At 66.9% G+C, this 21,216-nt stretch carries 23 protein-coding genes; 9 read left to right on the plus strand and 14 right to left on the minus strand.

Annotated features, from left to right (window positions below; translation table 11 throughout):
* Nucleotides 1-112 precede the first annotated feature (112 nt).
* Both ACWDPV_RS03735 and ACWDPV_RS03740 read right to left on the minus strand, forming a co-directional pair.
* A complete protein-coding gene (locus ACWDPV_RS03735; protein WP_449741800.1) occupies nt 113-748 on the minus strand; it encodes a hypothetical protein in 636 nt (211 codons plus the stop codon).
* A 141-nt stretch (nt 749-889) separates the two neighbouring features.
* Complete coding sequence (locus ACWDPV_RS03740) at nt 890-1,018, minus strand: hypothetical protein (protein WP_449741801.1); 129 nt, start codon at nt 1,016-1,018, stop codon at nt 890-892.
* 127 nt (nt 1,019-1,145) lie between these two features.
* Here ACWDPV_RS03740 and macS point away from each other — a divergent pair, with 127 nt between their 5' ends.
* From macS to ACWDPV_RS03760, 4 genes are all read left to right on the plus strand, one after another.
* Complete coding sequence (gene macS, locus ACWDPV_RS03745; protein ID WP_449741802.1) at nt 1,146-2,387, plus strand: MacS family sensor histidine kinase; 1,242 nt, start codon at nt 1,146-1,148, stop codon at nt 2,385-2,387.
* The gene (locus ACWDPV_RS03750; protein ID WP_449741803.1) at nt 2,384-3,043 is read left to right on the plus strand and encodes a response regulator; all 660 of its coding nucleotides are present in this window, start codon (nt 2,384-2,386) and stop codon (nt 3,041-3,043) included. The genes macS and ACWDPV_RS03750 overlap by 4 nt, the downstream gene beginning before the upstream one ends.
* Nucleotides 3,044-3,631: 588 nt before the next feature.
* On the plus strand, nt 3,632-5,284 hold the full coding sequence (locus tag ACWDPV_RS03755; protein ID WP_449741804.1) for a DUF2339 domain-containing protein: 1,653 nt from the start codon (nt 3,632-3,634) through the stop codon (nt 5,282-5,284).
* A gap of 238 nt (nt 5,285-5,522) precedes the next feature.
* A complete protein-coding gene (locus tag ACWDPV_RS03760) occupies nt 5,523-7,022 on the plus strand; it encodes an IS1634 family transposase (RefSeq protein WP_449741805.1) in 1,500 nt (499 codons plus the stop codon).
* On the opposite strand, the gene ACWDPV_RS03765 is transcribed toward ACWDPV_RS03760, so the two are convergent.
* Nucleotides 6,972-7,511: an alpha/beta hydrolase gene (locus ACWDPV_RS03765; RefSeq protein WP_449741806.1), complete on the minus strand. Its 540-nt coding sequence runs from the start codon at nt 7,509-7,511 to the stop codon at nt 6,972-6,974. The genes ACWDPV_RS03760 and ACWDPV_RS03765 overlap by 51 nt on opposite strands.
* A gap of 167 nt (nt 7,512-7,678) precedes the next feature.
* Here ACWDPV_RS03765 and ACWDPV_RS03770 point away from each other — a divergent pair, with 167 nt between their 5' ends.
* From ACWDPV_RS03770 to ACWDPV_RS03785, 4 genes are read left to right on the plus strand one after another with little or no spacing between them, the layout of a single operon-like run.
* Nucleotides 7,679-8,086, plus strand: a complete 408-nt coding sequence (locus tag ACWDPV_RS03770) for a YciI family protein (RefSeq protein WP_348806444.1) — start codon at nt 7,679-7,681, stop codon at nt 8,084-8,086.
* A complete protein-coding gene (locus ACWDPV_RS03775) occupies nt 8,083-9,294 on the plus strand; it encodes an RNA polymerase sigma factor (protein WP_449741807.1) in 1,212 nt (403 codons plus the stop codon). Before ACWDPV_RS03770 ends, ACWDPV_RS03775 begins: the two co-directional genes overlap by 4 nt.
* Before the next feature lie 47 nt (nt 9,295-9,341).
* Nucleotides 9,342-10,295 carry a sulfite exporter TauE/SafE family protein gene (locus ACWDPV_RS03780; RefSeq protein WP_449741808.1) on the plus strand — a complete coding sequence of 318 codons (954 nt, stop codon included), beginning with the start codon at nt 9,342-9,344 and terminating at the stop codon, nt 10,293-10,295.
* 20 nt (nt 10,296-10,315) lie between these two features.
* A complete protein-coding gene (locus ACWDPV_RS03785) occupies nt 10,316-10,990 on the plus strand; it encodes a FadR/GntR family transcriptional regulator (RefSeq protein ID WP_449741809.1) in 675 nt (224 codons plus the stop codon).
* Between the two features lie 26 nt (nt 10,991-11,016).
* Here the strand turns inward: ACWDPV_RS03785 and ACWDPV_RS03790 are convergent, their stop codons facing one another.
* The 8 genes from ACWDPV_RS03790 to ACWDPV_RS03825 form a co-directional block, all read right to left on the minus strand.
* Entirely contained in the window at nt 11,017-11,889 is an 873-nt protein-coding gene (locus tag ACWDPV_RS03790) for an SGNH/GDSL hydrolase family protein (protein ID WP_348806440.1), read from the minus strand.
* Nucleotides 11,890-11,982: 93 nt separating this feature from the next.
* Nucleotides 11,983-13,425 carry a DHA2 family efflux MFS transporter permease subunit gene (locus tag ACWDPV_RS03795; protein ID WP_348810227.1) on the minus strand — a complete coding sequence of 481 codons (1,443 nt, stop codon included), beginning with the start codon at nt 13,423-13,425 and terminating at the stop codon, nt 11,983-11,985.
* A 25-nt stretch (nt 13,426-13,450) separates the two neighbouring features.
* Complete coding sequence (locus ACWDPV_RS03800; RefSeq protein WP_348806438.1) at nt 13,451-13,879, minus strand: DoxX family protein; 429 nt, start codon at nt 13,877-13,879, stop codon at nt 13,451-13,453.
* Between the two features lie 9 nt (nt 13,880-13,888).
* Nucleotides 13,889-14,311, minus strand: a complete 423-nt coding sequence (locus tag ACWDPV_RS03805; RefSeq protein ID WP_348806437.1) for an organic hydroperoxide resistance protein — start codon at nt 14,309-14,311, stop codon at nt 13,889-13,891.
* Nucleotides 14,308-14,820 carry a MarR family winged helix-turn-helix transcriptional regulator gene (locus ACWDPV_RS03810; RefSeq protein WP_449741810.1) on the minus strand — a complete coding sequence of 171 codons (513 nt, stop codon included), beginning with the start codon at nt 14,818-14,820 and terminating at the stop codon, nt 14,308-14,310. The genes ACWDPV_RS03805 and ACWDPV_RS03810 overlap by 4 nt, the downstream gene beginning before the upstream one ends.
* A gap of 254 nt (nt 14,821-15,074) precedes the next feature.
* Nucleotides 15,075-15,455, minus strand: coding sequence for a DUF427 domain-containing protein (locus ACWDPV_RS03815; protein WP_348810230.1), 381 nt, complete (start codon nt 15,453-15,455; stop codon nt 15,075-15,077).
* 11 nt (nt 15,456-15,466) lie between these two features.
* Entirely contained in the window at nt 15,467-15,943 is a 477-nt protein-coding gene (locus ACWDPV_RS03820; protein WP_348806434.1) for an SRPBCC family protein, read from the minus strand.
* On the minus strand, nt 15,928-17,286 hold the full coding sequence (locus tag ACWDPV_RS03825) for a glucose-6-phosphate dehydrogenase (RefSeq protein ID WP_348810232.1): 1,359 nt from the start codon (nt 17,284-17,286) through the stop codon (nt 15,928-15,930). The genes ACWDPV_RS03820 and ACWDPV_RS03825 overlap by 16 nt, the downstream gene beginning before the upstream one ends.
* Before the next feature lie 33 nt (nt 17,287-17,319).
* On the opposite strand from ACWDPV_RS03825, the gene ACWDPV_RS03830 reads away from it, so the two are divergent.
* A complete protein-coding gene (locus tag ACWDPV_RS03830; protein ID WP_449741811.1) occupies nt 17,320-19,101 on the plus strand; it encodes a glycoside hydrolase family 15 protein in 1,782 nt (593 codons plus the stop codon).
* Here the strand turns inward: ACWDPV_RS03830 and ACWDPV_RS03835 are convergent.
* The 3 genes from ACWDPV_RS03835 to ACWDPV_RS03845 all read right to left on the minus strand — a co-directional run bounded on the left by ACWDPV_RS03835 (nt 19,087) and on the right by ACWDPV_RS03845 (nt 21,190).
* Nucleotides 19,087-19,512, minus strand: a complete 426-nt coding sequence (locus ACWDPV_RS03835) for a nuclear transport factor 2 family protein (RefSeq protein ID WP_449741812.1) — start codon at nt 19,510-19,512, stop codon at nt 19,087-19,089. The genes ACWDPV_RS03830 and ACWDPV_RS03835 overlap by 15 nt on opposite strands.
* 139 nt (nt 19,513-19,651) lie before the next feature.
* Nucleotides 19,652-20,320 carry a nitroreductase family protein gene (locus ACWDPV_RS03840; protein WP_449741813.1) on the minus strand — a complete coding sequence of 223 codons (669 nt, stop codon included), beginning with the start codon at nt 20,318-20,320 and terminating at the stop codon, nt 19,652-19,654.
* A 126-nt stretch (nt 20,321-20,446) separates the two neighbouring features.
* Nucleotides 20,447-21,190, minus strand: coding sequence for an IclR family transcriptional regulator (locus tag ACWDPV_RS03845; RefSeq protein ID WP_449741814.1), 744 nt, complete (start codon nt 21,188-21,190; stop codon nt 20,447-20,449).
* Nucleotides 21,191-21,216 lie beyond the last annotated feature (26 nt).

Genomic DNA, 21,216 nt, shown 5'->3' on the forward strand with positions numbered 1-21,216 from the left:
GCTCAACGGCGACAGCATTTTTGCCGTAGCTCCGCAACTGCGAAGCCTACGTATGACATGACGACCGGGTCGTCATGTCATACGTAGACCGTTGGCGAAGGATGTGCGCGCCTCACTCAAAACATGCGGCCGGACCCTGCCGCCAGCCGGCCGCGAAGGCCAAAGCCTGCTGCTCCGCCGTGCCATGGGCGTCGCCGGGCGCATCGGAATACCGGAACAGCTCGACGACCTCCTCGAGATCACCATCCTCGACGACGATCACCCCGTCGCGCGCGAGATCGCCGAGCGCCCCGCCGGCCAGGCACTCGGCCTGCAACTCCTGCGGCTCCTCGACCAAGGACGACGGCACCTGCGCAAGAATCGCATGTCCCCACTCGTGGGCGACCACGTCATAGACAATGACGTCTCCGATCGAGTCCGCCAAATCCAAGTAATCCGAACCGAATTGAACCGAGTGATCACGCGGGCAATAGATCGCATTCATCTCCGGCATCGGACCACACGCGGTCGCATCGCCCGGGTCGATGACGCCGCGAACTGTCGGCGGCTCGTAGTTGATCCCGAACAGCTCGGGCGCCCGCTCGGCCCAGTAGTCACCGACGACCTCGACGGCGACGCGGTAGTCCTCGGCGACCGATTCCGACGCACCGGATTCGGCAGCTGCGGTCGCGGTGCCGAAGTCGACGGAGAATGCGGCGGCAGTGATCACCGTCGCCGCGGTGATCACCGAGGTGAGAAATGGTCGCATGTCGGTTGTCCCTTTCGCGTGGCGTCCGCCGCTCCTGGCGTGGCGCTCTGGTGGTGTTGCCCTATAAGAGGGGCGGGACACCCATTCGGTTCCATCGAAGTGCGCGGGTCATTCACACGGTCGAATGCCACGGCAGCTGACTCAACCGGGAATGGGCGCTGTCAGCGCGAAGGCGAGCGCCGTCAACGCGAAGGCAAGCGCTGTCGGTGAGAGGGCGAGCGCCGTCAACGCGAAGGCAAGCGCCGTCAATGTGAGGGCGGGCGCCGTCATTCCAGAAAGTGACGCAACGGCCGCACGCGCGGCACCATGCGCGATGATGGAACCCCTCGTCGTCGACTGCCGGAGCACGCATGCGCCTCACCCGTCTCGGCCGCCCGTCCCGCGTAGCGATCTGACGATGCCGTCGTCCCGATCGGTTCCCGTCACCCCGACCGACGTCGACCGTCTCTTCCCGTCGCGGTTGCGCAGCCTCGACGACAACGATCCGGTCGGACCGCTGTGGCGGGCCGCGCAGATCTTCCGGCTCGCGTCGTTCTGTTACGCCCTCGGGTTCCAGATCGCCATCAACAATGACCTCGTGCGACCCGGCCTGACCTGGGTGCTCTTCGCGTTGATGGCCGTCGCCAACGTGTGGTGGTCGATCGGATACGTCGCCGGTTTCGGACGCAACTGGTGGTTCGTCGGCAGCGAGATCGCGGTGTCGGTGGTGATGATCCTGTCGACCTCCTACGTCGCCGACGCGGCCTGGGTGGCCGGCAACCAACCCTGGCCCACCACCCTGTGGATGACCAACTGCGTGCTGTCGGCGGCGTTGCTCGGCGGGTCGCTGTACGGGATGGCCACCGGAGCGGCCATCGGCGCGAGCACCTTCGTCGTCAAGAACTACATCGTGTGGAATTTCGGTCGCAACGCGACGTTCCTGTTGCTCATCATGACGGGCATGGCCCTCGGGCTGGCCGCGACGCGTGCGCGCGTCACCCACGCCCGGCTCAGCGCTGCAATCCGTTCGGCGGCCGAGGCATCCGAACGTGAACGACTCGCCCGCGAGGTCCACGACGGGGTGTTGCAGGTACTGGCTCTGGTGGCTCGTCGAGGTTCGGAAATCGGTGGTGAGACAGCCGAGCTCGCGACGCTGGCCGCCGAACAGGAACAGCGTCTGCGACGGCTGATCGCCGCGCAACCGGCGGGACCGGCCGACGATCCGCCCGCCGGTGCGCAGGATCTCGCCGCAGCACTGCGGGCCCTCGGCAGCGACGCGGTGTCGGTCAGCACCCCACCCGACGCCGTCGCGCTACCCGCCGAGGCGGCTGCCGAGATACTCGCCGCGGTCGGCAACATCCTGCACAATGCGGCTCTGCACGCCGGCCCCGACGCCCACAGCTATGTACTGCTCGAAGATCTCGACGACGAGGTGATCGTCAGCGTCCGCGACACGGGCGTCGGAATTGCGCCGGGACGTCTCGAACAGGCGCGTGCGGAGGGCAGGATGGGAATCGACCGCTCGATCATCGGCCGGATCGACGCTCTCGGGGGCCACGCGCGGTTGCACACGGCCCCCGGCGCGGGGACCGAATGGGAGTTGACGATCCCGCGGGATCCGGCCGGGCACCGAGGAACGACGGAGGAGACAACCCGATGACCGCGACCGGTGATGCCACGATCCGGGTGATGGTGGTCGACGACCACCCGATGTGGCGCGAGGGCGTCGCCCGCGACCTCACCGATGAGGGCTTCGAGGTCGTCGCCACCGCCGACGGCGTCCGCGCGGCCACCGTACGCGCCGCAGCCGTCCAACCCGACGTGGTGCTGATGGACATGCAGATGCCCGACGGGACGGGCGCGTCGGCCACCGCCGAGGTCCTCGCGGCCTGCCCCAACGCCCACGTCCTGATCCTGTCGGCGTCGGATGAACGCGACGACGTCCTCGAGGCCGTGAAGGCCGGCGCCACCGGATATCTGGTGAAGAGTGCGCAACGCTCCGAACTGGTCGCCGCGGTCCGCGCCACGGCCGCCGGACAGACCGTGTTCACGCCCGGGCTGGCGGGTCTGGTCCTCGGTGAGTACCGACGGATCTCCCGCGATCCCGGGCCCGACACCCCTGTCCTCACCGACCGCGAGACGCAGGTGTTGCGGGAGGTCGCCAAGGGCCTCTCGTCCCGGCAGATCGCGACACGACTGTCGATCAGCCCACGCACCGTCGAGAACCACGTCGGCGCTGCGCTGCGAAAACTCCAGTTGGCCAACCGGGTCGAGTTGACGCGCTACGCCATCGAACACGGACTCGACCGCGACTGAGACAACGAGCCGCCACGGCCCACTACCGAGGGCCACTGGGTAGATGTACGCATGATCGCCGGCCGCGTCTGATCGAGGCTTGCAGTCATGTCTCCCACCGCCCCCGACGGCTCCCCCGCGAGCCTGCTCCACCGCATTCACGGTGAGGTCGCCGACCTCACGCGACGCATGTCGATCATCTCCGGCGACGTCGCCACCCTCGAATCGCTCCTCGCCGAATCCGCGCCCGGATCTGCCCCCGAATCCGCACCCGCAACGCCGTCGCCGACCCCCGCTGCAGAACAACCGCCGGTCCCGCCACAGCAGCCAAGCGCACCGACCCCGCCGCCGACACCCGCAGCACCGTTCGTCGCGGCACCGTTCGTCGCGGCACCGTTCGTCGCACCACCGATCGTCGCGGCACCATTCGTTTCGGCACCATTCGTTTCAGCACCATTCGTTTCAGCACCATTCGTTTCAGCACCCCGGGCACCGTTCGTCGCGCCGCCCGCCGGTCCGCCGCCGTTCCCACCGGCCGGCGTCCGCCCCTATCCCGTCGGTCTTCCGCCGGCGCCGCGCCCGTACACGCCCCCGCCACCGCGACCGTCGATGTCCGAGCGAATCGCCGCCGCCACCGAACGTGGCCTGGTCGGGACGGTCCTGGCCATCGCGGGCGTGGCCGTCACACTGACCGGTGTGGTGTTCCTGCTGGTACTCGCCGCGCAGGCGGGACTGTTGCGCCCGGAGATCCGCGTCGCCGGTGGTGCTCTGCTCGCGGCGATCCTGTTCGGTGCGGGTCTGCTTCTCGGTCGACGCGACGGCAAGCGCAGCGCCGCCGGAGCGGTGATCGCCACCGGCGTCACCACGGCGCTGTTCGACGTCCTCGCCGCGACCGCCATCTATCACTGGTTCCCCGGCTATGTCGCGGTGATCCTCGCGGCCGCCATCGCCGCCGGCGGACTGGCCGTCGCCCATGTGTGGAACAGTCAGGCACTGGGCCTGATGGTCGGTGTCGCGTTGATCGTGTTCGCGCCCTTCCTGTCCGGTGGACCGAACACCCTGCTCGTCGGGTTCCTGCTCGCGTACGCTGCCGCCACCATGTGGATTCAGTTGCGGCGCAACTGGACCGCGCTGTATGCGGTCAACACCGTCGCCGTCACCCTGCCGCTGATCGCGATGGCGATCGCGGCCCCGGCCGGTAACGGTGCCCTGTTCGTGGTCGCGGCGTTGGTCAATGTGCTTCTCGCCCTGGGCTCGTCGATCGTGTTGATGCGGTGGTCCACCCGCACCCTGCTGCTGGCGTTGTTCTCGGTGGTGCCGCTGCTGCCCCTGCCGGGAGCCAACGGGATTGCCGGCGCCCTCGTCGCCACCGTCGCCTTGTCGGCCGTCACCGTGCTGCTGGCTTCCCTCGCGGTGGGAGGCGGGCAGCTTCATGCGTCGATCACCGTCGCGTGCCGGACCGTGTGGCTGACCGCAGCGGCGGTCACCGCCCTCGCCGCGGTGGGGTCGAGCCTCCATGGCACCGGCATGATCGTCGGGATCGCCGGGCTGGGTCTGGTCGTCGCGGTCGCGAGTTGCCTCGACGCCTCACTGGATGCCCCCATCGCCTTCACGCTGCGCCTCATCGGCTCGCTGTTCACCGGCGCCGCAATCCTGGCCACCCTGCCATCGGGTGCCCTGCAGATGCTGTTCGTGGCGTCGATCGGAACCGCGGATCAGGCGACGCTGCTGGTGTCGGCGGTCCTGTCGCTCGTCGCCGTGGGTGTGCTCGTCTGGTCGTGGTCGCAGGGCCGTGCGGCCACCGACCAGCAGATCTTCGCCATTCTCGGTGGCCTGATCGCGCTGTTCCTGGTCACCGAGATCTGTGTCTTCCTCGGGGGTCTGATCAGCGGTGGGAGCACCGGCGGTATCCGCGGTGGACATGCCGCGGCGACCATCGTGTGGGTGCTGGCCGCGGCGGCCGGTCTGCTGTGGGCGCGGCGCCTGCACGGCAACGCTCGCGGGATGACGATCACGGTGAGCCTGGCCGTCATCGCCGCCGCGATCGCCAAGTTGTTCCTGTTCGACCTCGCCGCCCTCGACGGCGTGTTCCGGGTCATCGCGTTCATCGTCGTCGGGCTGCTGTTGCTGTCGCTGGGTGCGGCGTACGCACAGTCGCTGGGTTCGCCGGACAACCGCGGTGTCGGGCCGCAAACGCATGGGCCGCAGATGCACGGGCCCCAGGCGCAGACGCCTCAGCCGCGATCGCCGCAGACCTGGTGATGCGGATGCGGTGACGTCGGCTGACGGGCCGGTTCGGAGGATTCCTCCGAACCGGCCCGTCGTTGTGCGGGTCAGCGCTTGTGCGTGTGGGGGTCAGCCGATGATCGTCGCGAGCCGCTGCGCGAGACCGTCGAACCTGACTTGGCTCAATTTTCGCCATTTCGGCGATCGCGGGGCTGTGACCTGGGGTGATGGATGCCGGGGTGGACACTAACGGTGGGGGTTTTAGGCTGCTGGGGTGGCGTTTGTGCGGACGGTGAAGACCAAGTCGGGAGCGACGGCGGTCCAGATCGTGCACTCCAACCGTCGCGGGTCGCGCCAGATCGAGCACATCGGCTCAGCTCATACCGATGCGGAGCTGGCGGCGTTGAAGGCCGCGGCCGCTGATCGGTTGGCTGCCGGGCAGCAGCAACTCGACCTCGGGCTGGTTTCCGCGTCCGGAGCAGGACCCTTGCCGATCACCAGTTCCCGGATGGCGGTGTTGCTGGATGCGATCACCGCGGTGTACGACGAACTCGGATTCTCCTCGATCCCGAACTCTGACAGCGTATTCCGTGATCTGGTGGCCGCGAGGATCATCGAACCGACCAGCAAACTCGACTCCCTGCGGGTACTGGCCGAAGCCGGTGTCGCCCCGGCCTCGTACGCAACGGTGAAACGACGTTTACCCATCTACGCTGACACGTCCTGGCGTCAGGAAATGGCGAAAGCATGTGCCGCGCAAGCGAATCTGGGACCCGCCACACTGTGTTTGTACGATGTCACCACGCTGTACTTCGAGACCGACAAAGCGGACGGGTTCCGCGAACCCGGGTTCTCCAAGGAGCGCCGCCTCGAACCACAGGTCACTGTCGGTTTGCTCACCGACGCAACAGGATTCCCGTTGATGATGGAAGCATTCGCCGGGAACAAAGCTGAGACGTTGACGATGATGCCGACCCTGACCGCGTTCATCGCCGCCCACAAGCTGACCGATGTGACGGTGGTGGCCGATGCCGGGATGATCTCCGCGGCGAACATGAAGGCCATCGAGGATGCCGGGTTGTCGTTCATCCTGGGTGAGAAGATCCCCAGAATCCCCTACCAGATTCAGAAGTGGCACAAGAACAATCCGAACTCCACTCCCGAGGACGGGCTGACCTTGACCCAGCCACTGCCGGCGAATTCCAAGACCAGTTACCTCCGTCACCGGGTCGTCTACTACCGCTACAGCGCCGGCCGAGCGCGACGCAGCATCCGCGGTATCAACGAGCAGATCGCCAAAGCCGAGAAGGCGGTCGAGGGCAAGATCCCGGTCAAACGCAACCGGTTCGTCAAGCTCAAAGGCGGGGACCGGACCGTCAACCGAGAGTTGGAAACCAAGGCCCGCACCCTGGCCGGCTGGAAGGCCTATGCCACCAACATCGACTCTCCGACAACCGAATTCGTAATCGGCTCCTACCACCAGCTGTGGCGGATCGAGAAGAGCTTCCGGATGTCGAAGTCCGATCTGGCCGCACGCCCGATCTTCCATCACCTCGAGGACTCCATCCGGGCACACTTGGCCGTGGTGTTCGCCGCGCTGGCCATCACCAGAATCATCGAAACCCGCACCGGCTGGTCGATCAAGAAGTTCGTCACCACCGCCCGCCGCTACCGCACCGTCACCATCCAAGCCGGCGAACAGACCCTCACCGCCGCCGATCCACTACCCGACGGCCTCCGCGAAGCGATCATCGCGATCCGAGGTGGACACTAAATTGAGCCAAGTCAGGTCGAACTGATGCCCACCCGTGGTGTGGCGGTGCACGGTCGCCGACGGAAGCCGCGCGGCGTTCAGCGTCAGATGCCCGAACTCCACCACCTCGTCGTCGGCGCAGTGATGCAGCGCGAGTTCGACGTCGGGTTCGGGGCCGTCGAAGGCGTACTCGGGGACATCCCATCCGACGGGCTCGAAGTTCGGCATCGCCAGCAACGTGGCGCGCCGCACCGGCACGGAGGTGGCGGTCTCGGCCAGGACCTGGAGCAGCACCGATGCCCCGAACGAGTGGGCGACGAGGACGTCGTCGGGGCCGAGTCGGTGCAGGTGGGTGCGGATCGGGGATGCCCACGCGGCCGGTGACATGTCCTCGTCGGGGAGCAGCGGGTAGGTCAGGTCGGCGTCGAGCAGGCTCGCCAGCCCGTCGGCCAGGGATCGGTCGTCGTCGCCACCCCCGGCCCCGTGGATGAACAACAATCGCCTCGTCATCAGCGGCTCCTCTCTATGGTGAGTACAGACCCGGCCCGGCGACGAAACTCATCGCTGCCGGCGGATCGGGCGAAAAGATTCTCCTGAGACATGTCGAATTCCGTGTGGTGGCTCCGTCTCCTCAGTGAATGCGGAACACATGTCCGCGTCGGACGAAAGGCAGGCCGATGGCCAAGTATCTGATGCTCAAGCACTACCGCGGCGGAAAGACCCCGGTCAACGACGTTCCGACCGATCAGTGGACTCCCGCCGAGTGGGAGGCGCACATCCAGTACATGCAGGATTTCGCCGAGAAACTCGAGTCGTCCGGCGAGTTCGTCTCCGCCGACGCGGTGTCGATGGACGGCGTGTGGGTGCGTTCCGACGGTGAGGGCCGACCGCCGGTCACCGACGGCCCGTTCGCCGAGACCAAGGATCTGATCGCTGGCTGGATGATCATCGACGTCGATTCCTATGACCGCGCCCTGGAACTGGCCGGCGAGTTGTCGGCGGCTCCGGGCGCCGGTGGGCGTCCGCTCGGCGAATGGCTCGAGTTGCGGCCGGTGATGTCCGCGCCACCGACCATCACCGAATGACCACCGGCGACCGCGGGGATCTCGGGGATCTCGGGGATCTGGATGCGTCGGCGATCGGCGCCCAGATCCCCGCGGTCATCGGCATCCTCGTCGGACGCGGGGCCGACTTCGCCTCCGCCGAGGACGCGGTGCAGTCCGCGCTGGTCCGCGCCTGGGAAACCTGGCCGACGCGGCCCCCACAGAACCCGAAGGCCTGGCTCGTCACGACCGCGTGGCGGATCTTTCTCGATCAGGTACGTGCCGACGGATCCCGTGCTGCGCGTGAGCAACTCGTCGCCGCCGAGCCGGCGCCCGGCGACTCGGCAGACACCGACGACACGCTGTGGTTGTACTTTCTGTGTGCCCATCCGCGGTTGACGCCGTCGTCGGCGATCGCGTTGACGCTGCGCGCGGTCGCGGGCTTGACGACCCGACAGATCGCCGAGGCGTACATGGTGCCGGAATCGACCATGGCGCAACGGATCAGCCGGGCCAAGCAACGCATCGCGGGTGTCCGTCTGGACGAGCCGGGTGATGTGGCGACGGTGCTTCACGTGCTGTACCTGTTGTTCAACGAGGGATACTCGGGCGAGGTCGACCTCGCCGCCGAGGCGATCCGGGTGACCCGCACGCTCGCAGCACGGCTCGACGATCCGGAGACCGACGGGTTGCTCGCGCTGATGCTGCTGCATCATGCTCGACGTCCGGCGCGGATCGGCGTTGGCGGACAACTCATTCCGCTCGCCGAGCAGGACCGGTCGGCCTGGGATTCCTCGCTCATCGTCGAGGGGGTGGCGATCCTGCAGGCCGCGCTGGCTCGCGATCGGCTCGGCGAGTATCAGGCCCAAGCGGCGATCGCCGCCTTACACGCGGATGCCCAGCGTGTGGAGGAGACCGACTGGGTGCAGATCGTCCAGTGGTATGACGAGCTCGTGGTGTTGACCGATTCTCCTGTCGTGCAACTCAATCGAGCCGTCGCGGTCGGGGAGGCCGACGGTCCGGCCGCCGGGCTCGCCGCGCTGAGTGAGGTCGATCCGACGGTGCCCCGGTTTGTCGCCGCGTCCGCCCATCTACATCTCAACGCCGGCGACTACGCGACGGCCGCAAAGGAATTCGCTGAGGCTGCGCGCCAGGCGACCACGAACGCCGAGCGCGATCATCTGACCCGACAGGCCCTGCACGCCACCACCACGCTCAACACCGGAGACGATCGCCCGACGGACCACTGAGGACGCTGTGCGGATCACTTTGACAGAAGGCACTGCATCTTCCTCACTTGTCAGACAAGTGCTACTCTGCGTGCACACTGCTGGTTCGCTCAAGGAGACCCGATATGACGTCCCGCCATCCGTCCGATCACCACCGCGCAGACCGGCCCGGGCTGGGCATAGCGCTCGGCATCGGCGCGACCGGCGGCGTCATCGGGGGACTGCTCGGCGGCGGTAGCGGCGTCTTCTACGTCCCCGCTCTCGAGAAGGTGACCTCGCTGCAGCGGCCGAGCCTGCACGGCACGGCCGGCGCCGCCAACATCGCCGTCACCGGAGTGGGCGCGGCGACCTTCGCCCTGGTCGGTGGCTCTATCGATCTGCACGCCGGCACCGGAATGGTCATCGGCGGAACACTCGGCGCACTCCTCGGCGTGCCATTGATCCTGAAGATCCCGCACCTGGTGCTGCGGTGGTTGTTCGTCGCGATTCTGCTGGCCACGGGCCTCAAACTGATTCTCGATGCCGCCGGAGCCGACCCCCTCCAGGGATCGGCCGTGGTGCCCGCCGGTTGGATTGCCTCCTGGGGATTCACGCTTCCGGTTTCGCTGATTCTCGGGTTCGTCATCGGGGCCTGGGCCGCCGGTATGGGACTGGGTGGTGGTCTTCTCGCCGTGCCCGCACTGATGCTGCTCTTCGGTACTGACCTGCCGACCGCGGAAGGCACTTCGCTGCTGATGTTCTTTCCGAACGCCATCGTCGGGACCATCGCCCATGCCCGCCAGGGCACGGCCGATCTGCGCCTCGGCACCCTACTCAACATCGGCGCGCTGCCAGGCGCCGTCGTCGGGGTCCTGCTGGCGTTGGCACTCGACATCAAGGTCCTCAGCGTGGTGTTCGCCCTCTTCGCCCTCGCAATCGCCGTCCGAGAGATGTACCGCATGTGGCGTGAGGTGAGCGCTGCGGCGCAGCCCACGGCAGCCCGGTCTGACTATCATCGTCAGCGATCGTCGTCACATGGCTAGGGATGCGGGAAACGGGAGAAATGGAAGCACTCACACGGGTGCCGCTGTCGGAGCGGGCGGCCCGGGCATTGCTCGACGACATCCGCGACGGACGTTGGGCGATCGGTGAGCAACTTCCCGGTGAAGTGGCACTCGCGAGCGAACTCTCGGTGGGCCGCTCGACGATACGCGAGGCGATCCGCCGGTTGGCTGCTCGCGGCGTGTTGGTCACCAAACAAGGTGTCGGCGTGTTTCTCGCCGCCGCAGAACCGGCCGAGCCATGGGATCAACTCGCGCAGATCGCCGAGATCGGCGACGTCTTGCAGGTCCGCATCGCCATCGAGTCGCGGGCTGCCGCACTGGCAGCCTTCGCCCACGACAGCGAAGATGCGACCGCGATTCGGGAGGCCCTCAACGCCCGCAACGATGTCGCCGGCTCCGGGCCCGAAGCACTTGCGACGGCCGACATCCGACTGCACCGGCGAATGGTTCAGGCGTCGCACAGCCCGTTGTTGATCGCGCTGTTCGACAGTCTGCGACCGCGCCTGATCACCGCCATGACCGACATGCTCACGTTGATGGACCTCGACGATCACGACACATCAGATCACGAGAGATTGGTGGCAGCCGTCTTGGACCGTGATCCGGAAACTGCCGAAGCTCTCACTCGCATACACCTTTTGGGCCTCGCAGACCAACTCGGAAAGCGGGATTGAGGGCGGACCGTCGCGCTTGGGCCCCGTCACCTTCCGATGGCGGACGCCACGATGTCGGCCATGGCCCGCCGACCCAGCGGGGTGGGGTGACGGGCCTGAACCGTGAGCGCGTCACTGTTGCCCTGGAACCATCGCAGGGCGTCGGGGGCGCACGCGTCGTGTCCCCGGGCGGGTGTGGCGATGTCGACGAACTCCGCGCCCGATCTGGCGGCCGCGGATCGGAGCACATCGTTGAACCGGTCGAAGAACCGGGTCACGACGGGAACATCGGCGTCGCTGATGTTCGCTTGTCCAGGACAGCCTTTCGCCCCGTAGTAGCCGCCGTGTCCGACGACGAGCACCCGGGCCGATGGGGCCTTGGCGTGCACCGCGCGCAACGTCGTGTCCATCTTCGGTGCCAGTCCGTCCAGTGCGGTGTCGATGGTCGAGGCCATCGACGTGTTCGTTCGGCATCGTGCGTCCATGCCGAAGATCGGTGCGAAGCACGGGGAGATCAGCCCCCACCAGCCGATGTCATTGCCGCCGATCGACAGGGTCACCACCCGTGTCTGTGCCGGCAGCGCCTCGATCTGCGGGCGCATGAAGCCGTGGAGGGTGAGTTGCGGTGTGGTGGTCACGTTGGCAGTGGTCGCGCCGCCGCAGGCCCGCGTGGTCACCGAGACGCCCAGTGTCGTCGCAGCGAGCAGCGGGTAGGAGTCCGGGCCGCGACCACATCCGTCGACGAACGGTGCGGTCCAGGAGGCAACGGTCGCACGCGAATCACCCAGCGCCACATAGTACGCCGAGGCGGCAGCAGGGGCAGCGCCCGCCGGGGCGAGCGTCATGACCGATGTCAGCGCCGACAGACCGACGATGAGCACGAAAACGGCACGACGCCACACGAAGACGTCACGGAGCATGTCCACCTACCCGAGATCAGCCCCGACGACCGGCGATGAGATTAGCATCCCTGCAGGTAGCCGACGACTCGACCGTTGGGACCGGCGAAGAGATCAGACGGGACGTCGGGTGGCCGGGTCCTGGCAGGCGCTGTTGACCGCCGGGATCACCTGGGGACGAAACCCTGCTCCGGAAGAGATTGTGAGCGCCGAGACGAGTCCACCCACCGCGCACATGGCGGACGCGATCAGCATCGCGACGCCGAATCCGTCACCCAGCGGTTCACCCGGTCCGGCCGTGATCCCGGCGACGGCTGGAAGGACCGCGACCGCCAGCAGGCCCGCGATGCGGGCCACGGCGTTGTTGACGCCCGCCGCGGTACCGGCGTGTGCATCGTCGACCGCGCCCAGCGCCACGGCGGTCAACGGGGCCACGGTGACCGTCATACCGATCCCGAAGAGCACCACGGCGGGAAAGGCCGACGTCAGATAGTGCTGTCCGGGAACGACTCTGGCCATCAGACCCAAGCCGACGGCGGCGATCACGGGGCCGATCGTCATCGGTATCCGTGGGCCGGTGCGCTGGGCGATGGCGCCCGCGGCGGGCGACCCGAACAGCATGATGACCGTGCCCGGGAACATCGCGGCTCCGGCCTCGAGGGCCGAGTACCCCATGCTCTGTTGTAATTGCAACGCCAGCAGGAACAGCGCCCCACCGAGGGCCGCGTACACCAGCAGGGTGGTGAGGTTCGCCCCGGAGAACTGGCGGGACCGGAACAGCTCAAGCGGCAACAATGGTGTGCGCACCCGGTTTTCGACGATGAGGAACCCGCAGAGACTGAGGGTTCCGATCGCGGCGGCGACGATCGTACCGGTCCCCCAGCCGCGTGCCGGACCCTCGATCAGGGCATAGATCACCCCGGCCAGTCCGATGGTCATCGCCAGTGCGCCCGCGAGATCCAGCCGGCCGGTTGCCGATCCATCGCGGGACTCCGGGATGTGTTTCAGCGCAATCAGTATCGCTCCGGCAGCGAGCGGAACACTGAGCAGGAAGACCCACCGCCACGACACCGCGTCGACCAGCCAGCCTCCGACGAACGGTCCCAATGCACTTGTTGCTCCGGACATCCCGGCCCAGAGGCCGACCGCCCGGCCACGATCGTCTTCGTCGATGCCGGCATTGATCAGTGCCAGGCTGCCCGGCACCACTGCGGCCGCGGCAATTCCCTGGACGAGCCTGGCCGCCACCAGCCAGCCGATGGTCGGGGCGCATCCGCATCCGATCGATGCCAGGGCGAACAGCACCAGTCCACCGACGAACACGCGGCGGCGGCCGTACCGATCCCCGGCGACCCCGCCGATCAGCAGAAGGGCGCCGAGGGTCAGCAGGTAGCCGTCGAGTACCCACTGCTGGCCCTGCAGTCCGGTGTCGAGGTCGCGCGAGATCGCCGGCAGGGCAACGTTGACGACGGTGCCGTCGAGAAATGCCACACCCGATCCGAGCACCGACGCGGCGATCAGCCAACGTCCTCGCGCGCTCGAGATCGGGGTGGTCATGTGGGGAATGCAGTCGTGATCGCGTTCAGCTCTTCGTTTTTCCGTCGCTGCCTGCCGCGAGGGCCCACAGGACGAGCACGGGCTGACCGAACAACCGCACCAGTCGTTTGGTATCGGAGTCGAGTCCGAAGGCGTCGATGTGGGCGACGTACTGATGGATGTTGCCGGGGAACACCGCGATGAAGAACAGTGCGGCGATTCCCGCGACGATGCGGCGATGCCGTGGCAGTGCGATCAGTGCCGCGCCGAGGCTGATCTCCACGACCCCGGAGGCGAGGACCGTGAAGTCCTTGCCCACCGGCACCCAGTCGGGGACCTGGGCCTGGAACTCGTCACGCTGAAATGTCATGTGCCCGATGCCGGCCAGTGCGAGGACCGCTCCGAGCGCGATGCGGGCTGCGGCTCGCCCTCGGGATTGGGGCGTCGTGGTCGGCGCAAGCGATGCAAGTGACATGGTTGGCCCTCAGTCCTCGGAAATCGTCAGGGTGACATCGACATTGCCGCGAGTCGCGTTGGAGTACGGGCACACCTGATGCGCCTTCTCCGCCAGTTCCTGCGCGGTGGCCTTGTCGACGGCGGGTAGCGTGATCTCCAGGTCGACCGCGATGCCGAAACGCCCTTCCGCGTCGGAGTCCAACGAGACCCGTGCGCCGACAGCAGAATCGGTCACGTCGGCCTTCTCGGCACGCGCAACCACCCGGAGTGCACTGTGGAAGCAGGCCGCGTATCCCACGGCGAACAGCTGCTCGGGGTTGGTGCCCTCACCGGTGCCACCGAGTTCCTTGGGCGTGGCCAGGTCGACGTCGACGCGTCCGTCCGAGGTGCGTCCGTGTCCGTTACGTCCGTCGCCGGTGGCCAGTGCTTCGGCGGTGTAGAGGTGACTCATGCGGATTCTCCTTGTTGCCGTTGTGATTGTTCTCGTTGTGTCTGAACGGAATTGAGTCGATCGAGTTCGTCGACGAGGTTGTGCAGGACTGCCTTGAGGGGACCGAGGTCGTCGGCCGTCACCGAGGGTTCGTGACCGTCCGCGGTCAACGCCTCGACGGAATCGGCGAGCGCAGCGGTGACGCAATCCGAGCGATCCGACATCGCCGCGCCCTCGTCGGTCAGTTCGACGATGACGGACCGTTCGTCCTCCGGCGAGCGACGACGACGCACGAGACCCGCCGACTCGAGGCGGCGCACCAAGGGCGACACCGTCCCCGAATCCAGGTGCAGTCGTTCACACAATCCGCCGATGGGAACCGATCGTTGCTCCCACAGCACCATCATCACCAGGTACTGCGGATACGTGAGTCCCAGTTCTCGCAGGCCAGGGCGTTGGGCAGCGATCACGGCCCGCGAGGCCGCATACAACGCGAAACACAACTGGTCATCGAGGCGTGGGCTGTTCACGTCATCGACTGTAGACGTCATTTATATGTTGCACAACCTAGTTGTGTGGCACAAGGTTGGCGGTCCGGCATCGGCTATCACCTACGAAGGCGGCCTCGACCTCTCCAAGCTCGGCCCGGCAGACACGGGCCTCGACCAGCGGGTAGTCGTCACACCCGTCGGTCGAGCCGGTGCGAGCCCCCAGGGCGAGCGCCGAGTCGAGACCACCGAAAGCCGACAACCCCACGCGAGGAACCGCATCCACCCACCGGGCCTCAACCTGCCGATATCTCGATCCGCACCGCGTCGGGATAGAAGGCCAGATGATCGGCGATGTCGGCGACGGCCGCATACGGCGTGGCGTAGAACCATGCGTTGTCGGCCAGCACGGTTCCCGTCGCATCACGCAGGCCGTGATAGCCGGCGTCTCCCTTGTAAGGGCAGTAGGTCGAGAGGTCACTGCCGGTCAGCACTTCGGCGACCACGTCGGCGCGTGGTACATATTGCACTGCCGGATAGGTTGATTCACGCAGGGTCTGGGCACGGGTGGTGTCGGCGATCAGGGTGTCGCCCAGCCACACCCGCACCCGCCCCGGGGTCGGTTCGACGGTGATCGGATGGGTGGCGTCGGGTGTGAGGTGCGGTCGGTCGGACATGAGGTTCCTCGCTATGGGGTGGTGGTTGGTGACTTCAGCAGAGCAGCAGCCCTTTTCAGATCGCTGCGCAATGCCGCGGGGGTGATCAGACGCAGAACGTAAAGTGTTGGTGCCGCGACGGTCGGTACGGTCATCACCGCCGTGGCCGTGACACTGGTGCGATCCTCAGCGGGAGAAGCGAATTCGAGGACGAGTTCGGCGTCGACGGGTCCCCAACGGCCGATTTCCGCCCAGCGACGGCAGGGTTCGTTGGTGACCACCTCCATCGCCGGGCGGACCAGCGGAACCCGGGTGATGTCACGCCAACTGCTCCCCACATCACCAGGACGCGAACCCATCGCGACCACGTCGTCGATGCGTGACAGGCTCGATTGCCACTCGGGTCTGTGGTCAGGATCGGTGAGATAGCCGAACGCCACGTCGACGGGCGCATCGATATCCACACGCACCGAGGCGATCTGCGATCGGGCGGTCACAACGACGGCCATCCCGCCGGTCCGGTGCTGCCCGCCGGATACTCATCCATCGCGACCTTGTCGGCTTCCCAGGCGTCGATGACGGGTTGTATGATGCGCCAACACTGTTCGGCCGCGTCACCACGGACGGCGAGTGTGGCGTCACCGTCGAGGATGCCGGACAACACCTCGGCGTAGGCGCGGACCGATCCGCTGCCGAGGTCGGTGTCGAAGTCGATGGTCTTGAGGGTGAACGGATCGGCACCGTCGTGGACATTCAGTTGGACCGACATGGCGTCCGGTCCGAGACGCAGCCGCACCACGTTGGGCGCCACATCGGTGCCGAACTGTGCGGGGATGTGGCGCAGTGGGCGGAACGTCAACGCGATCTCCTTGTCCGCTTCGAGCGCCTTGCCGGATCGCAGGGTGAAGGGAACTCCCTGCCAGCGAGCCGATCTCACCCCGAGTGTCACCTCGGCCAGGGTCTCGGTGTTGCGTGCGGGATCGACACCGTCCTCGTCGACGTACGACGGCATCGACTCACCACCGGACTCGCCCGCGGTGTAGCGGGCACGACGCGAGGACGCCACCGGGTCGTCGTCCCAGATGTGGGTGGCGCGCAACGCCGCACCGGTCGCGTCACGCAGGTCGCGTTCTGCCAGCGAGGCGGGCGGATCCATGGCGACCACCGCGAGCAACTGCAGCAGGTGGCTTTGCACCATGTCCCGCAACGCCCCCTCCTTCTCGTAGAAGTCGGCGCGCCCCTCCAATCCGATGCTCTCGTCGTACCGAATGACCACCGACTCGATACTGTCCGCCGACCACACCGGCTCGAACAGCCTGTTGGCGAACCGAATACTCAGGAGATCGAGGAGGACCGACTGACCGAGGAAGTGATCGACGCGGAAAACCTGCTCTTCCGGAACGAGTTCGGTGAGCAGGGCATTGAGCTTGCGGGCACTGTCTTCGTCGGTGCCGAAGGGCTTTTCGGGTGCCAGGATGGTGCCGTCGGGAATGTCGACGTCCCGCAACGCCTCACACGACCGTTGCGTCACCGCGGGCGGTACCGCGAAGTAGAGCACCGGGCGGCCCTTGGCCTCGTCGAGCAATCCGGACAGATCGTCCGATTTGGTCAAATCGCCTTGCCGATAGACGGTTTCGTCGGCGAGTTTACGTGAGGTGGGTCCGGCATCGTCACCGAACGCCTCACGCACCTCCGCGCGCCATTGGTCGTCGGGCCGTTCGGAGCGGCCCACACCGATCAGGTGGACCTCGCGGTCCGGCTCACGATCGAGAAGCTGCCCGAGCGCGGGCAGCAGCAAGCGTTTTGTGAGGTCACCGGTGGCGCCGAAGATGATCAGGGTCGTTGCCGTCATATCTACTCCTTCGTCGGAGGGCAGAATCGAATCATGGCCGCCTACATCGAAGACTACGCACTTGTCGGGGACTGCCGGACCGCCGCGCTCATCTCGATCGGCGGTGACATCGATTGGCTGTCGGTTCCCCGCTACGATTCGCCGTCGATCTTCGGTGCACTACTCGGCACCGAGGAACACGGCTCCTGGCGGCTGGCACCCACCGATCGCGACGCGCGCGCCACCCGACGCTACGACGGCGACTCCATGATCCTGGTGACGCGGTGGGAGACGGCCGACGGCGTCGCCGAGGTCTGCGAGTTCATGCCGATCGACGGTGAACGGGTCGACGTGGTCCGTCGCATCACCGGCGTCGAGGGGAACGTGGAATTCACCACCGAGCTGCGCATGCGATTCGACTACGCGCGCACCGTCCCGTGGGTGCTGCAGGCCGGCGACGACGACGAGCCCGCACTACGCGGCATCGCCGGCCCGGATGCCGTCGTCGTGCGCGGCGTCGCGCTGCACGCCGAGGACCACGTGCACCGCGGGACACTCGCCACCCGCCCGGGCAGCACCGACGACCTGGTGATGACCTGGCAACGTTCCTACCGCCCGGACCCGAATCCACTCGACGTCGACGCCGCGCTGCGTGAGACTCGCGAGTGGTGGTCGCACTGGGCGGGACGGATCGACCACGACGGCCCCTACCGCGAACAGGTGGTGCGCTCGCTCGTCGTGCTACGCGCCCTGAGCAATCTCGACACCGGAGGCATCGTCGCCGCGGCGACGACGTCCCTGCCCGAACAGATCGGCGGCGGCCGCAACTGGGATTACCGCTACGTGTGGCTGCGCGATGCCGCCCTCACCCTCGATGTCCTGGTGTGCCACGGCTTCCTGCATGTGGCCGAGCATTGGCGGGAGTGGCTGATGCGCGCGATCGCCGGTGATCCGACACAACTGCAGATCATGTACGGCATTGCCGGAGAACGGGATCTGCCCGAACGCGAACTCACCCACCTCCCCGGCTACGAGCAATCGTCACCGGTCCGCATCGGCAACGCGGCCGTGTCCCAATACCAGGCCGACACCATCGGAGAGGTCCTGGTGGCCCTGGCGTCGGCACGCGACTTCGGGCTCGAGGAGACCGCGATGTCGTGGTCACTGCAGCGGGAGTTGCTGTATCAGGTCGAGGCGAACATCGAACGCCTCGATCAGGGCATCTGGGAGATGCGTGGAGAGGCACGCCGTTTCACCCACTCGCGGGTGATGGTGTGGGCCGCCCTCGACCGCGGCGTGCGCGCGATCGGCAACCATGGCCTCGAGGGACCACTGGACCGATGGGAGGAATTGCGCGACAAGGTAGCTCACGAGATCGACTCCACCCTGGTCGATCCCGACACCGGCGCCTTCGTGCAGTACGCGGGAACCAGCGAGGTCGACGCCGCGCTCCTGCAACTTCCCCAGGTGGGATTCTGCGAACCGGATGACCGGCGAATGTTGGCCACCGTCAAGCGGATTGAGCAGACACTGATGGTCGGAGGCCTGGTCACGCGGTATCGCACCGACGCCGGCGTCGACGGGATCGACGGTGGCGAACACCCTTTCCTGGCGTGTACCTTCTGGCTGGTTGAACAGTATGCCCGCAGTGGACGCATCGAGGACGCGCACGATCTCATGACACGCGCCTGCGCCACCGCCAACGACGTCGGACTGTTCTCCGAGGAGTACGACACCGATGCCCGACGTCAGACCGGGAACATCCCGCAGGCGTTGTCACACTTGGCTTTTGTGCGTGCCGCGGATGCGTTGGCCGGCACCTCAGCCGACGGGTGAGTTGACGAACCAGACGATCTCCTCCCGCATGCCGATGCTGCGCCAGCCGTCGGCGGTGCGGGTCATGGTGTGGTGGTAGTACCCGCCGCAGGTACTCAACTCGTCGAATCCGGGGATCTGCATCGGGTTGTAGAACTGCGCGATCACGGTGGCGGAATCGCCGTCGATCGCGATGTCGGGGTTCATCACGTAGTGCATGGTCATCGTCAACGCCGACAGACCCGGATCCAACCAGCCGATGACCTCCTCGGGGGTGCCGACGATCCCGAACGGTGAGGAGCGGTAGTCGATGACGGCGTCGTCGGTGAACACGCGGCGGTACCGATCCCAGTCACGGGTGTCGACCGCGCGACAGTACTCGGTGAGAAGGTGTTGGATCTCGAGGGTGTCGGTCGCCTGTTGCGCATCCACGCACACCGACGCTACCTACCTCCCGATCGTGGGCCGCACGGGGGGATTCTCGCCGTGGGCTGCCTCGTGCATGTAGACGTCCGCCCACTCGACTGAGTACCGCGCACACTCGACGCGAAAGAGCGCCCACTCGACGGGGTCAGGGTACGAAGGCCGGACCGTCGAATCGTTCTCGCGTCACGAACTCCTCGACCGCTGCCCGCCGCAGTCTGGTGAGCTGCTTGACGGGTCTGCCCAGCGGGATCACGGCGGCGACGGCGAACTGGTCGGGAACACCGAGCAGTTCACGCACGGCCGATTCTTCGGCGACGGCCATCGAGGTGATGGTGCCGCCGAATCCCTCGGATCGGGCGGTGGTCAGAATGTTCCACACCAGCGGATAGATCGATGCGCCGCTGACGACGCCGATCCGGTCCAGGTCCTGATCCATCGCGGCCACCACACCGAGATCGACTGTCACCACGAGCAGCACCGGCGCGTGGACGAGCGGGGCGACGAAATCGTCGACGGAGTCGTCCACATTGCGCAGATCGTCGTCGGTGATCGCGGTGGGATGCACCGGGTTCCAGGGCTTCTCGCCGATCGACTTCTGCGCGAGGTAGCGGCGGGCGCCCGGCTTGCTCAGATCGGCCAGCGCACGCTTGGTCGCGTCGTCGCGGACGACGATCACGTGGGCGCCCTGGCGGTTTCCGCCGCTCGGAGCGAAGCGTGCCGTGTCAAGGATGCGCCAGAGGGTCTCGTCGGGGAGCGGATCGTCGGTGTACGTGCGCGCGGCGAAGGTGGTGCGGATGACCTCGTCGAAATCCATGGACTCGCTCCTGCTGGTGGTGGCCTGGGTCGGCCCCGGATGAACCCTGCATACCCATGCAACCATGCCTGCGCCCGACACTTCTGTCAGGCCGGTGCCGCGGCCGGTCCGCGACCGGTCGTCATCTCAATACAGCAGCGGTCCGAGCGCACTCGCGAGCCCGGCGGCACCGTCGGCCAGCGACCGGATGGCCTCGAGCCGGCTCGACACGCCACCGATCATCACCGCACCACGCACCTCACCGTCGACATCGAGGATCGGAACCGCAACATGCGCGTGATCGGGCACGAGCTCGCCGTCGTCGACCGCCACGTCGGTCCGTCGCACCGCGACGATCTCCTCACTCAACTGTGCGAGGTCGACGATGGTGGCCGGGGTGACCGCCGTCAGCGTGGTGCCGACGACCTCCCGCCATTGCGACATCGACGCCAGCATCAGCTTCCCGGCCGCCGACGCATGCGGATACCGCATCAACTCGCCGATGCCGGTCAGCGGATGATCCGGGTCGGGATCGAGGACCCGCAGCGCCGTCCCCGACGTCCCGGTGGGCCGGAAGTAGAGCAGGTGAACAGCGAAACGCACCGATCCGCGGAACTCGTCGATCAGCTGACGGGCACGCGCCGGAACCGGTGGCGGGATCACCGCACTCACCAACGACGACAGCCGGGTGCCCAACGCGAAGCCGCGTAGATCTGCTGTGCGGACCAGGAATTCGTCGGCGACGAGGTTGTTGAGGAGCCGGTACGTACTGGCCGGTGGCAACCTCAGGTGTTCGGCGATCTCCTGGCCGGTGGTACCGATCCCGAGATCGGCCACCGTCTCGATGATCTGCAATGCACGCGATACCGAGTCCGAGCGTCCTAACGCCATCGCGCACCCACCGCACCGCTACGGCA

Source organism: Gordonia sp. NPDC003504 (assembly GCF_053587995.1).